Here is a 12,745-nt window from a genome sequence, read left to right as displayed (position 1 = left end):
GCCATGACGCTCACCCGTCGCGACGACGGCAGCGTCGCGGTGGCCGGGCGCGAGTTCCCCACCAACCGGGGCGGCCTGTGCCACAAGGGATGGACCGCGGCGCAACTGCTGCAGTCGGCTGATCGGCTCACCACGCCGCTGGTACGGGCGCACAAGGGCGCCCCACTGCTGCCGGCGAGCTGGGACCAGGCACTGGACATGGTCGCCGCGAGTTTCCGGCAGTTGGCCGCCGAGCACGGCCCGGATGCGGTGGCGGTGTTCGGCGGCGGAGGACTGACCAACGAGAAGGCTTACGCGTTGGGCAAGTTCGCTCGGGTTGTGTTGCGTACCAGCCGGATCGACTACAACGGCCGGTTCTGCATGTCCAGCGCCGCCGCGGCGGCCAACCGTGCCTTCGGGGTCGACCGGGGTATGCCGTTCCCGTTGCAGGACGTGGGCGAAGCCGACGTGGTGATGCTGGTCGGCGCCAACGTCGCGGAGACGATGCCGCCGTTCGTCCGCCACCTGTCGGCACAGCGGGAACGCGGCGGCCGGCTGATCGTGGTCGACCCGCGAGTCACTCCCACCGCGCGGTTGGCGGACCTGCACCTGCAACCGGTTCCCGGTGGCGACCTGGCGTTGCTGCTGGGCGTCCTGCACGTCGTGGTCGCGCGTGGCTGGGTCGACGAGGACTACGTGCGTGACCGGACGACGGGCTTCGGCGCCGTGCGACACCGGGTTTCGGCGTACTGGCCGGAGCGGGTCGAGGCGCTGACCGGCGTACCGGCCGACCAGATCCGGGAGGCCGCGCGGCTGCTGGCCGGCGCGAATCGCGCCATTCTGCTGTCCGGCCGTGGCGCGGAGCAGCACAGCAAGGGCGTCGACACCGTTGCGGCGCTGATCGATCTGGCGCTGGCGCTCGGGCTGCCGGGCCGGCCCGGCAGTGGTTACGGCGCCATCACCGGCCAGGGCAACGGTCAGGGTGGTCGCGAGCACGGTCAGAAGGCCGACCAGCTGCCGGGCTACCGGCGACTGGCCGATCCGGCGGATCGCGCGTTCGTGGCAGAGGTGTGGGGGGTGGCGCCCGACGACCTGCCCGCCCCGGGTTTGCCAGCCAGCCAGTTGCTCGAGGCATTGGGCCGACCGGCCGGACCCCAGGCGCTTCTGGTCATGGGCAGCAACCCGGTCGTGTCCGCGCCGCGGTCGATCGCGGTGACCGAGCGATTGGACGCCCTGGCGCTGCTCGTGGTCTGCGACCCGTTCGTGTCCGAGACCGCTGCGCGGGCCGATGTGGTCCTGCCCGTCGCGCAGTGGGCCGAGGAGGACGGCACCATGACCAACCTCGAGGGCCGTGTCGTGCTGCGCCGCAAGCTGTCTGCGCCGCCGCCAGGAGTGCGGACCGACCTCGACGTGATCGCGGAACTGGCCCACCGGCTCGGCCACCAGCAGGGTTTCCCAGCCGAGCCGCAGACCGTGTTCGCCGAACTCCGCCTGGCGACCCGGGGTGCTCCCGCGGACTACTCCGGCATCGACTACGACCGGCTGGGGGCCGAGGACGGCGTGTTCTGGCCCTGCCCGCAGGACACCGTGGGGACGCCGCGGCCGTTCGTCGACGCCTTCCCGACCGCCGACGGCCGCGCCCGTTTCGCCGACGTCACCGACCGCGCAGCCGCGGAACTGCCCGACGCCGGCTATCCGCTGCACCTGACGACCGGGCGGGTGCTGGCGCAGTACCAGAGCGGGAACCAGACACGACGGATCACTGAACTGGTGGCCGTCGCTCCGGAAGCCTTCGTCGAGATGCATCCGGTGGTCGCCGACGACCTCGGCGTCGTCGACGGCGAACTGGTGCAGGTCGTCAGTCGCCGCGGCCACGCGGTGGCCCGCGCGATGCTGTCGGAGGGGATCCGGATGGACACCGTGTTCATGCCGTTCCACTGGCCGGACGCGGGCAACGCCAACCGGCTGACCAACACCGCCACGGATCCGGTGTCCGGCATGCCGGAGTTCAAGGTGTGCGCCGTACGCCTGGAACGGATCGCGCCGTGAGCGGGCCCCGGGTGGTCGTCGTCGGCAACGGCATGGCCGGATCGCGCGTGGTGGAGGAACTGCGCCGCCGCGACCCGGCGCGGATGCTCGGCGTGACGATCGTCGGTGCCGAACGGGCTCCGGCGTACAACCGGATCCTGCTCACCGAGGTCCTCGCCGGCCGTCACAGCGGCGAGGAGCTCGGCCTCGTCCCCGGCGGCTGGCACGACGACCACGGTGTCGACCTGGTCACCGGCGACCCGGTCGACACCCTCGACCGGGCGGCTCGCAAGGTCGTCACCGCGTCCGGGCGGGTGCTGCCGTACGACGTCCTCGTGCTGGCCACCGGCGCGGACGCCGCGCTGCCGGACATCGAGGGTCTGCGCACCGAGGCGGGACAGTTGCTGCCCAACGCTTTCGCGCTGCGCACGCTGGACGATCTGCGGGAGTTGCAGCGGGCGCGCCGGCACGCCACGCGGGCGGTGGTCCTCGGCGGCGGCCTGCTGGGGCTGGAGGTGGGCCGCGGCCTGGTCGCCTCGGGGCTGGAGACCGTCGTGGTGCACGTCGGCCCGCACCTGCTGGACCGCCAGCTCGACAGCACCGCCGGCAACGTCCTAGTCCGCGCCGCCGCCGGAGTCGGTCTGGCCTCACGGATCGGCCGGGCGGTCACCAGGATCGTGCGCAACGCCGACGGGGCCGTCGGCGGCGTCGAACTCGACGACGGCACCTGCGTGCTGGCGGACCTGCTGGTGCTGGCGACCGGCGCGCGGCCGCAGGTCGGCCTGGCCCGGGCCGCCGGCCTGCGGGTCGAGCGGGGGATCGTCGTCGACGACACGCTGCGGTCCGTCGACGACCCGCGGGTCTTCGCGCTCGGTGACTGCGCCGAGCACGACGGCGTCGTCGCGGGGCTGGTGGCGCCGGCCTGGGAGCAGGCCGCGGTGATCGCCGCCCAGCTCACCGGCGCCGACCCGGCTGCGCGCTACCGCGGCAGCCGAGTGGCGGCGCGGCTGAAGGCCGACGGCCTGCACGTGGCCGCGATGGGTGCCCGCGACGCCGAACTGCCCGGCGACGACGTCGTCGTCGTGGCCGATACCGCGCAAGGGACGTACCGCAAGCTCGTCGTACGCGACGGGCGCATCGCGGGAGCGACGGTCGTCGGCGAGCTGTCGACGGTCGGCGTGCTGACCCAGTTGTTCACCCGGCAGGCCCGGCTGCCCGGTGACCGGGTCAGCCTGCTGGCTCCCGGCAGCGGGACGACGTCGACCCCGGCGGCCTCGCCGTCGCTGATGCCCGCCGGTACGACGGTGTGCTCGTGCAACGGGGTGACCAAAGGCGCGATCCAGCAGGCGGTTCTCGGCGGGTCGCGCAGCGTCGCGGCGGTAGCTCGCGCCACCCGGGCGACCACCGGCTGCGGCGGCTGCCGCGACGTGGTGTCCGGAATCGTCGACTGGCTCGCCGCGGCCGACCCCCAAGTGGAGGTGAACGCATGACCGGCAAGCTCGTGGTGGTGGGTCACGGGATGGTGGCCCAGCGCTTCTGTGAGGCGTGGCGCGCCCGCGCGACGCCCGGCTGGCAGGTGACGGTGATCGGCGCCGAGCAGCGACCGGCGTACGACCGGGTTGCCTTGTCGTCGTATGTCTCCGGCCGTTCGGCCGCCGACCTGTCGATGGTCCCCGAGGGCTTCTTCGACGAGCCGGGCTGGCAGCTGCTGCTGGGCGAGCGGGTCGTGTCGCTCGACCGTGACAGTCGCGTGGTCCACACCGCCACGGCGCTGCGGATCGACTACGACGTACTGGTCCTGGCCACCGGTTCACGGCCGTTCGTGCCACCCGTGCCGGGAGCCGACCTGCCGGGGGTGGAGGTCTACCGCACGCTGGACGACCTCGACGCCATCCAGGCGCACGCCCGGACGGCGCGGACTGGCGCGGTGATCGGCGGTGGGCTGCTGGGGCTGGAGGCCGCGCAGGCCATGCGGTCGCTCGGCGTCCAGACGCACGTCGTCGAGGCCGCGCCACGGCTCATGCCGGCCCAGGTCGACCTCGGCGGCGGCGCGGTGCTGCGACGGCTGATCGCCGAGCTCGGCATCGAGGTCCATCTCGCGGCGGCCACCGAGAGTCTCGAGGCGGGTCCGGACGGCCGGGTCGCCGCCTTGCGGCTGGCCGACGGGACGGTCGTGCCCGCCGACATGGTCGTCTTCTCGGCCGGCATCCGGCCGCGTGACGAGTTGGCCCGGCAGTCGCAGCTGCCGGTGGCGCCGCGGGGTGGGATCGCGGTGGACCTCGGCTGCCGGACCGAGGACCCGGCCGTATACGCCATCGGCGAATGCGCCGCGGTGGACGGCCGGTGCTACGGCTTGGTCGCCCCCGGGTACGCCCAGGCCGAGGTGGTCGTCGACCGGATCCTCGGCGGGAGCGCGACGTTCCCAGGCGCGGACATGTCGACGAAACTCAAACTCCTCGGCGTCGACGTGGCCAGTTTCGGCGACGCCCACGGCGATACGCCCGGCGCGCTGGAACTGGTCTGGGCCGACCACGTCGCGGGGGTCTACAAGAAGCTCGTGGTGTCCGACGACGCCACCACGTTGCTGGGCGGCGTCCTGGTCGGCGATGCGTCGTCGTACGCCGCACTGCGACCGCTGGTCGGCCGCCCGTTGGGCGGCGAGGCCGCGGCGCTCATCGCGCCGGCCGGGTCCGGTGCCGGCCCGGACCTGCCGGACGACGCCCTGGTGTGCACCTGCAACGCGGTGACCAAGGGTGCGCTGCTGTCGGCTATCGAGACCGGGGCTTGCGACATCCCGTCGCTGAAGGCCTGCACCCGGGCCGGGACCTCCTGCGGCTCCTGTGTCCCGCTCATGACGACGGTGCTGCGTGACGCCGGTGTCGCGGGCTCCCGCGGCCTGTGCGAGCACTTCGACCTGTCCCGCAGCGACTTGTTCGAGGTGGTCCGGCTCAGCGGGGCGCGGACGTTCAGCGAGCTGGTCGCCAGCCACGGCCGCGGTCGGGGTTGCGACATCTGCAAGCCGGCCGTCGCCTCGGTGCTGGCCAGCATTCACAACGAGCACGTGCTGGCCGGTGAGCTCGCGGCGTTGCAGGACACCAACGACCACGTCATGGCGAACCTGCAGCGGGACGGCACGTACTCGGTGGTGCCGCGGATTCCCGGCGGCGAGATCACCCCGGAACGGCTCATCGTCATCGGCGAGGTGGCACGGGACTTCGGGCTCTACACGAAGATCACCGGTGGGCAGCGCATCGACCTGCTCGGCGTCCGGCTCGAGCAGCTGCCGGCGGTGTGGCGCCGGCTGGTCGACGCCGGCTTCGAGTCCGGTCACGCCTACGGCAAGGCGCTGCGGACCGTGAAGTCCTGCGTGGGCTCGACCTGGTGCCGCTACGGCGTCCAGGACTCCGTCGGTCTCGCGGTGGAACTCGAGCTGCGCTACCGCGGGCTGCGCGCGCCGCACAAGGTGAAGGCCGGCGTCTCCGGGTGTGCCCGCGAATGCGCGGAGGCCCGCAGCAAGGACGTCGGGATCATCGCGACGGAGAACGGCTGGAACCTGTACGTCGGCGGCAACGGCGGGTTCACCCCGCGGCACGCCCAGCTGTTCGCGTCCGACCTGGATACCGAGACGCTCGTGCGGTACGTCGACCGCTTCCTCATGTACTACGTGCGGACCGCGGACCGGCTGCAGCGCACCGCGGCCTGGCTGGAGTCGCTCGACGGCGGCCTGGAGCATCTGCGCGACGTCATCGTCGAGGACCGCCTCGGCGTCTGCGACGAGCTCGACGCGGCGATGGCGCGTCACGTCGGCAGCTACCGCGACGAGTGGCGCGCCACCTTGGAGGATCCGGACAAGCTGTCCCGCTTCGTCGGCTTCGTCAACGCACCACAGATACCGGATCCCGACGTCGTCTTCGTGGTCGAACGAGATCAACCCCGGCCGGCACGGCCCGAGGAGCGCCAGGTGCTGCTGGCCGGCCCGGTGCTTCCGGTGGGTGCGCCGTGACCGCCGCGCCGGCGCTCGACCCGGCTGAGGTGGCGCGCTGGGTTCCGGTCTGCGACCTGGCTGCGCTGCAACCGGAACGGGGGGTCGCCGCGCTGCTGGACGGGACTCAGGTCGCGATCTTCCGGCTCGCCGCCGGCACCGTCGCGGCGATCGGCAACCGGGACCCGTTCAGCGGCGCCAACGTGCTGAGCCGCGGCATCGTGGGCACTCGTGGGGATGCCGACGTGGTGTTCTCCCCGATGTACAAGCAGGCGTTCGACCTGTCCACCGGACAGTGTCTCGACGACCCGGAAGTCGCCGTACCGTCATACCCCGTGAGAGTCGTCGACGATGTCGTCCACCTCGGGGTCCGGTGACCGACCTGGCATCGTCCGTCCCGGCGGCGCCTACGGTCGCCCCGCTCGCCGGATACACCGTCGGCATCACCGCGGCGCGGCGCCGTGAGGAACTCGGGTCGCTGCTGGAGCGACGGGGTGCCCGGGTGGTGTACGGCCCATCGATCCGGATCGTGCCGTTGGCCGACGACGCGGAACTGCTGGCCGCGACCCGGCAGTGCGTCAGCGCGCCGCCCGACATCGTGATCGCCACGACCGGGATCGGGATGCGGGGCTGGCTGGAGGCTGCGGAGGGCTGGGGGCTGGCCGAGGATCTGCTGGACCGGCTTGGCCGGGTGCGGTTGCTGGCCCGGGGTCCGAAAGCGCGGGGGGCGCTGCGGGCAGCGGGGCTGCGGGAGGAATGGTCGCCGGAGTCCGAGTCGTCCTCGGAGGTGCTCGAACACCTGCTCACCGAGGACCTCGACGGCGTCCGCATCGTGGTGCAGGAGCACGGCGAGCCGCTGCCCGGCGTCACCGAGACCTTGCGGATGGCCGGTGCGCGGGTGGTCGAGGTCCCGGTCTACCGGTGGTTGCCGCCGGTGGATCCCGGGCCGTTGCACCGGCTGGTCGAACAGATCGCCACCCGTCAGCTCGACGCGGTGACCTTCACCAGCGCCCCGGCCGCGGCGAGCCTGCTGGCGACCGCGTCCCGGCTGGGCCTGTACGACGAGGTCGTCACCGCGCTGCGCGACGACGTCTTGGTCGCCAGCGTCGGCCCGATCACCGCCGGGGCGTTGGAGTCCGCGGGCATCGAGTCGGTGGTGCCGGAGCGCTCCCGGCTGGGGGCGCTGGCGCGCGAGGTCGTGGCCGCGCTGCCTCGTCGCAGCCCCCGGCTGCCGGTGGCCGGGCACTGGTTACAGATCCGCGGCCACGCCGTGGTGGTCGACGACGACCTGCGGACGCTGCCGCCGGCCCCGATGGCGATCCTGCGCGCACTGGCCGCCCGTCCCGGCGTCGTGCTGCCGCGCACCGTGCTGCGCACGGCCCTGCCCGGCGGTGAGGACGCCGACGATCACGCCGTCGAGGTGGCGATCGCCCGGCTCCGCCAGGCGCTCGGCGAGGCGCGGCTGCTGCAGACCGTGGTCAAGCGCGGCTACCGCCTGGCCTACGAACCGGAGCGCCGGGTGACGGCCGGAAGCCACGACGGCACCCACGAAGCCTGACCCCGGCAAGCCATCGGTCAGTGCCGCCGTTCGGTCAGTGCCGCCGTTCGGTCAGTGCCGCTGTTCGGTCAGTGCCGCGCGTGCATCCCGGTGTCCCGGCGGGTCCACCAGACGGCCGCCACGACCAGCAGGATCGCGACGGCCACCGCCGCGGCGATCAGGGCCCAGTTGGTGCCCGAGCCGGCCGGCCCCCCTGCGTCGCCGGCCGGCTGTGGTGCCGGCGCGGCCGGGGCTCCGGCGACGGGCGTGACCGCGAGGTACGACGCCACCGAGCCCTGCTGGAACAGCAGCCGTCCCTTGCCGGCCGGCTGGGCGACGAAACCGCCCACCCGGTCGGACCGGTACGCCTCCAGGGTGTCCGGGTAGGCGGTGACGACGTACGGCGCAGCGTCGTACAGCATCCGCTGCAGCGTCGCCACGAGGGTCGCCCGGCGGCCGGGATCGGTCTCGGCGGACTGCTGGTCGAAGATCTCGTCGTACGTCGGGTCGCAGTAGAACGAGTCCGACAGGCCCGCCACGAGCGTGCCGTTGTCGTCGTGGGAGCGTTCGGCGCAGGTGAAGGCCGCCAGCTGTTCGGTCGGGTCGGGCCCGACGTCCCAGCCGTACTCCACGAGGTCGAACTTCCCCTCCGCCGTCGCCGTGGCCAGCTCGTCGGCCGGCATGGTGGTCACGTCCACACCGATGCCGACGGCGTCGAGCTGTGAGCGGACCAGGTCGGCGACCTGTTGCGAGTCGGGCGCTTCCTGGCGCGCGAACAGCCGCAGCGTCAGCCGGGTGCCGTCCGGGCCCGCACGCCGCCCGTCGCCGCCGAGTCGGTATCCGGCGGCGTCGAGGAGGGCCGCGGCGCCCGCGGTGTCAGCGGCCGGATTGGCGCTGGGCCCCGGATCCCAATGCCAGGTGGCGTACGCCGGCGGGATGACCGACGTGCCGGGAGCGCCACGGCCGCCCAGGACGGTCTGCACCAGCGCGGCTCGGTCGACCGCCTTGGAGACCGCCGCGCGTACCCGCTGGTCGCGCAGCGCGGGATTGCCGTCGCCGATCGGGGTGCCGTCGGTACGGGCGGCCCCGGTGTTGAGGGCGAGGTCGGTGAACCCGGTGCCGACCCCGGCGACGGCGGTGACCCCCGGCTTGCCGGCCAGCGAGGCCAGCAGCGCGGGCGTGAGGTCTTCCGCCACGTCGATCTCGCCGCGACCGAGGGCGTCGGCCACGGCGTCCGGCGACGGATAGGTCCGGAAGATCACCTCACTGAGGTGGGGCGCCGGAGCGGTCCACTGCGGGTTACGGGTCAGCCGTACCCATTCGCCCGGCCGGACCTCGGTCGCCAGGAACGGCCCGGACCCCACCACCGGGGAGCCGGCGGTCGGCAGGTTGGTGAAGTCGGCGAGCCGGTCGTCGCCGATCGGGTCCCAGACGTGGGCCGGCAGGATCGGGAACGTCAGGTGCTCCGGCACCCGGGTCGGCTGCTTGACGGTGATCACCAGCGTGCGGGCGTCGGGCGCGCTGACCGAGTCGATGTCCTGCACGTCCGCGCCGTACCGCTGCTGCTCCAGCTCGCCGGCGACGATGCGGTCGATGGTGGCCTTCGCGTCCGCAGCGGTGACCGTCGTCCCGTCACTCCACCGGGCCTCGCGCAGGGTGAACGTCCACTGCCGGCCGTCCAGCGACTGCGACCAGGACTGCGCCAGGCCCGGGCTGACGGCGAAGTCGTTGGCGGACAACGTGGTGAGGCGTTCGTAGCTGAGGCCGACGACCTCGTCGGCGAGGCTGGTGGCATCGGTGCTGAACGGGTTGAGCGTCGTCACGTCGTCGACGAGGCCGACGGTGAGGACGGCGGCCGGCGCGGCTGGAGTCGAACTTCCGGTGGCCGCGGCGGTCGGCGCGGTCGACGAAGCCGGGGCAGCCATGGCCACGCCGGCCGGAGCCGTCAGCAGCACCCCGGCCAAAAGCAGCGGGGCGGTTCGGGTTCGCAGCGTCATGCCGGACGGTTCTCCTTGCGCCAGACCAGTTTCAGTCCACTCCACGTGGCGTCGATGGCGCAGACCTTGACGTCGACCACGCCGAGCGGCAGCGCGACGTCGCGGATCACGTCCTCGGTGAGGTCGGTGGCCACGCCGCTGGCGCGTTTGGGCCAGGCGACCCACACCGCGCCGCTGGTCGTGATCCGCTTCACGTCCGCGGTGAGCCCGCGCACCAGGTCCGCCCGGGTGCGGCGGAAGGCGACCACGACGTCGTACGGCGACCGCCCGGCGCGGCGGTGGATCGTCACGGCGTCAGGCAGCGGAACGAGCAGGTCGGCGGCCAGCTGCGGGGGTGCCCCGTCGAGCAGCACCCGGCTGCCGGGACGGATCCCGAGCTTCGCCGGTAGCGGCGTACCGGAGTAGCCGGCCGACGATGTCACGGCGACGAGGCTATCCCGGCTTCTCGGCCTGCTCCGCCCGGCGGACCGCCAGGTCCGCGAGCGCCCCGGTCCGCGCCAGGCCGCCGGGGCGGGCCGGCGCACCGAGCGCGGCCGCCTGGGCCAACGCCCGGTCGAGCAGCCGGCCGGGAGCCAGGACCAGCGGGACGGCGGTCACCGTGGCCGCCCCCCGGCCGCGCAGGGCGGCGATGCCGTCGGCGACGGTCGGCCCGGCACCGGCGGCGAAGGCGACGGCCGTGGCCTGCTGCCGCCGCCGGCCCCAGGCGTCGACCAGGCCGGCCAGCTCGGTGCGGGCGGCGGCGTCCGAGGTCCCGGCCGCCACGGCGAGCAGCCCGTCGCCGTCCTGCCGCTCACCGGCCAGCTCGTCGAGCGCGGCGAGCACCGCTGGATCGGCGCCGAACGCAGCGGCCAACGCCACTGTCGCCCCGCCCGCCACCGCCGCGTCGACCGCGGCCGGTACGTCGACCAGGGCGTGGAACGCTTCGCTGAGCAGGGCGGGGACCACGACGACGGATCGGGTCGGCAGCGCGCCGATCGCGGTGGCCAGATCGGGCGGTTGGTGGTCGAGGTAGGCCACCGCGACGGCCCGGTCCGGCCGCCGGCCCGCCATACCCGCCGCCAGCCACTCGATCTCGCGGGCATGCCGCGGGTCCTCGCTGCCGTGGGCGAGCAGGACCCAGGCCGGTGGTTGCGGCCGCGGGCCGGGCGTAGCCGAACGGTCCGCGGCGTTCACCTCGGGCTGGGGGCGTCGGCGGCCACCGCCGGGTTGTGGCCGGCGGCCGGTGAGGGCGTGCCCAGGTCGCCCCACTGTGCTCGCAGCGCCACGACGTCGCCGACGACGACCACCGACGGGGAGCCCAGCCCGGCGTCGGCCGCCAGCGTCGCGATGTCGCCGAGCGTGCCCACCACCGTGCGCTGCTGCGGCGTCCAGCCGTGCGAGACCACGGCGGCCGGCGTCTGCGGCGGGCGTCCCTGGGCGAGCAGGCCGCGGGCGACCTCCGGCAGCCGGCGTACTCCCATGAGCAGCACCAGCGTCGTCTCGGCGGCCGCGGCGGTGACCTGCTCCAGCAACCCAGAGACGCCCTCGTGCGCGGAGGCGACGAGGAACGACGTGGTGATGCCGCGGTGCGTCACCGGGATACCGGCGGCGGCCGGGACGGCGACCGCGCTGGTCACGCCGGGGACGACCTCCACCGGCACGCCGGCCGCGGCGCACGCCCATGCCTCCTCGCCGCCGCGGCCCAGCACGAACGGATCGCCCCCCTTCAGCCGCACGACGAGGTCCCCGTCGCGCGCCCGCGCGACCAGCAGGGCGTTGATCTCCTGCTGGGGCATCGGATGGCGGTCGGGGGCCTTGCCGACGTCGACCACCTCGGCGCCGGCGGTGAGCAGCGCCGAAATGGCCTGCGGCGCGAGGCGGTCGGTAACCACGACGTCGGCGGCCGCGAGCAGCCGGCGAGCCCGCACCGTGAGCAGGTCCGGATCGCCGGGGCCGCCGCCGACCAGGTACACCCGACCCGTCCCGGGACGCCGGCGTACCCGGCGTACCGGCAGCTCACCGGCGTCGAGCTGGTGCTGTACGGCGTCGCGAAGCGCACGGGCTCGACCGGGATCACGGCCACCGCCGACCGCGACGAGGACACCGCCCTCGCCGTACGCCACCGCCGGCACCCACGCCGCGGAACGACCCGCGTCGCCGGCGTCGACCGCCCAGACGCCGGCCGTCTCGGCGTCGGCCAGCACAGCCGCGTCGACCTGCGGATCTCCGGTCGCGGTCTGCACCAGCCAGGCGCCGGCCAGGTCGTCGGGTCGGTACCGCCGCCGCTGCCAGCCGACGTCGCCGGTCGTGACGAGGTCGAGCAGCGCCTCGCAGCCGGCCGGGGCGACCACCTCGACCCGGGCACCGGCCCGGGCCAGCGAGCCGGCGCGCCGCGCGGCGACCGGACCGCCACCCACCACGAGCACCCGGCGGCCGCGCAGGTTCAGCAGGATCGGGTACGCCGGCGGCCCGTGCGACGTGCTCACGCGCGCCACCTTCGCACGCCGGACCTCACACGTGCAGGCCGCACTCCACCTTGCCCTTGCCGGCCCACCGGCCCGCCCGTGGATCTTCACCGGGGGCCACCGCCCGGGTGCAGGGCGCGCAGCCGATCGAGGCATAGCCGAGCTCGCGCAACGGGTTGAGCAGCACCCCGTTGGCCTCGGCGTAGGCGTCGACGTCCTGCTGCGTCCAACCGGCCAGGGGATTGACCTTGATCATGCCCCGCTTGGCATCCCAGCTGATGACGTCGATGTCCGCCCGGGTCGGTGCGTCCTCTCGGCGCATCCCGGTCACCCAGCCGTCGTAGGGCGCCAGCGCCCGCTCCAGCGGCTCGACCTTGCGCAGGGCGCAGCACAGGTCGGGATTGCGCGCCCACAGGTCCTTGCCGTGCTCGGCGTCCTGCTCGGCCACCGTGCGCAGCGGGCTGATCGTGAGCAGGTTCAGCGGCCGGGTCGCCGCGTAGGCATCGCGGGTGCCGAGCGTCTCGGCGAAGTGATAGCCGGTGTCCAGGAACACGACGTCCACCCCGGGCACCGCCTCGCTGGCCAGGTGCACCAGGACCTCGTCGCCCATGCTGGAGGCGACCACGAGGCGCTCGCCCAACACCCGGCGGGCCCACTGCAGCGCGGCGGTGGCCACGACGACCGGGTCGTCGCCGTTCTCCAGCGCCGTGGCGCGTACGGCCCGGGATCCGGTCTCGGCCAGGCCCCGCAACAGGTCGGTGGGCAACGTCGACGGGTG

Annotated in this window: 10 protein-coding genes; 5 read left to right on the top strand and 5 right to left on the bottom strand. The window is 74.1% G+C overall.

Annotated features, from left to right (window positions below; genetic code table 11):
* The first annotated feature begins 3 nt into the window (after positions 1-3).
* Genes EPO13_02610 through EPO13_02590 form a run of 5 tightly spaced genes read left to right on the top strand, consistent with a single transcriptional unit; the run spans position 4 to position 7,547 of the window.
* Complete coding sequence (locus EPO13_02610) at positions 4-2,028, top strand: nitrite reductase (GenBank protein TAK70767.1); 2,025 nt, start codon at positions 4-6, stop codon at positions 2,026-2,028.
* Between the two features lie 11 nt (positions 2,029-2,039).
* The gene (locus tag EPO13_02605; GenBank protein TAK70816.1) at positions 2,040-3,497 is read left to right on the top strand and encodes an NAD(P)/FAD-dependent oxidoreductase; all 1,458 of its coding nucleotides are present in this window, start codon (positions 2,040-2,042) and stop codon (positions 3,495-3,497) included.
* On the top strand, positions 3,494-6,010 hold the full coding sequence (locus EPO13_02600) for a nitrite reductase large subunit (protein ID TAK70766.1): 2,517 nt from the start codon (positions 3,494-3,496) through the stop codon (positions 6,008-6,010). The genes EPO13_02605 and EPO13_02600 overlap by 4 nt, the downstream gene beginning before the upstream one ends.
* Positions 6,007-6,366, top strand: coding sequence for a nitrite reductase small subunit NirD (gene nirD / locus EPO13_02595; GenBank protein TAK70765.1), 360 nt, complete (start codon positions 6,007-6,009; stop codon positions 6,364-6,366). The genes EPO13_02600 and nirD overlap by 4 nt, the downstream gene beginning before the upstream one ends.
* A gap of 5 nt (positions 6,367-6,371) precedes the next feature.
* On the top strand, positions 6,372-7,547 hold the full coding sequence (locus EPO13_02590) for a uroporphyrinogen-III synthase (GenBank protein ID TAK70815.1): 1,176 nt from the start codon (positions 6,372-6,374) through the stop codon (positions 7,545-7,547).
* Positions 7,548-7,615: 68 nt separating this feature from the next.
* Here the strand turns inward: EPO13_02590 and EPO13_02585 are convergent, their stop codons facing one another.
* The 5 genes from EPO13_02585 to EPO13_02565 are packed head-to-tail and all read right to left on the bottom strand — an operon-like array spanning position 7,616 to position 12,733.
* Positions 7,616-9,523, bottom strand: coding sequence for an ABC transporter substrate-binding protein (locus EPO13_02585; GenBank protein ID TAK70764.1), 1,908 nt, complete (start codon positions 9,521-9,523; stop codon positions 7,616-7,618).
* Complete coding sequence (locus EPO13_02580; protein ID TAK70763.1) at positions 9,520-9,945, bottom strand: DUF3052 family protein; 426 nt, start codon at positions 9,943-9,945, stop codon at positions 9,520-9,522. The genes EPO13_02585 and EPO13_02580 overlap by 4 nt, the downstream gene beginning before the upstream one ends.
* A gap of 10 nt (positions 9,946-9,955) precedes the next feature.
* Positions 9,956-10,771 carry a sirohydrochlorin chelatase gene (locus tag EPO13_02575; GenBank protein ID TAK70762.1) on the bottom strand — a complete coding sequence of 272 codons (816 nt, stop codon included), beginning with the start codon at positions 10,769-10,771 and terminating at the stop codon, positions 9,956-9,958.
* Positions 10,693-12,123, bottom strand: a complete 1,431-nt coding sequence (gene cobA, locus EPO13_02570; protein ID TAK70761.1) for a uroporphyrinogen-III C-methyltransferase — start codon at positions 12,121-12,123, stop codon at positions 10,693-10,695. Before cobA ends, EPO13_02575 begins: the two co-directional genes overlap by 79 nt.
* Positions 12,014-12,733, bottom strand: coding sequence for a phosphoadenylyl-sulfate reductase (locus EPO13_02565; protein TAK70814.1), 720 nt, complete (start codon positions 12,731-12,733; stop codon positions 12,014-12,016). Before EPO13_02565 ends, cobA begins: the two co-directional genes overlap by 110 nt.
* Between the last annotated feature and the right edge of the window lie 12 nt (positions 12,734-12,745).

This window comes from Actinomycetota bacterium (assembly GCA_004297305.1).
In the GTDB taxonomy this organism is placed as follows: Bacteria; Actinomycetota; Actinomycetes; order S36-B12; family FW305-bin1; genus FW305-bin1.
Note: the sequence above shows the minus strand (reverse complement) of the source record. Positions and strands in the feature narration are given on the sequence as shown.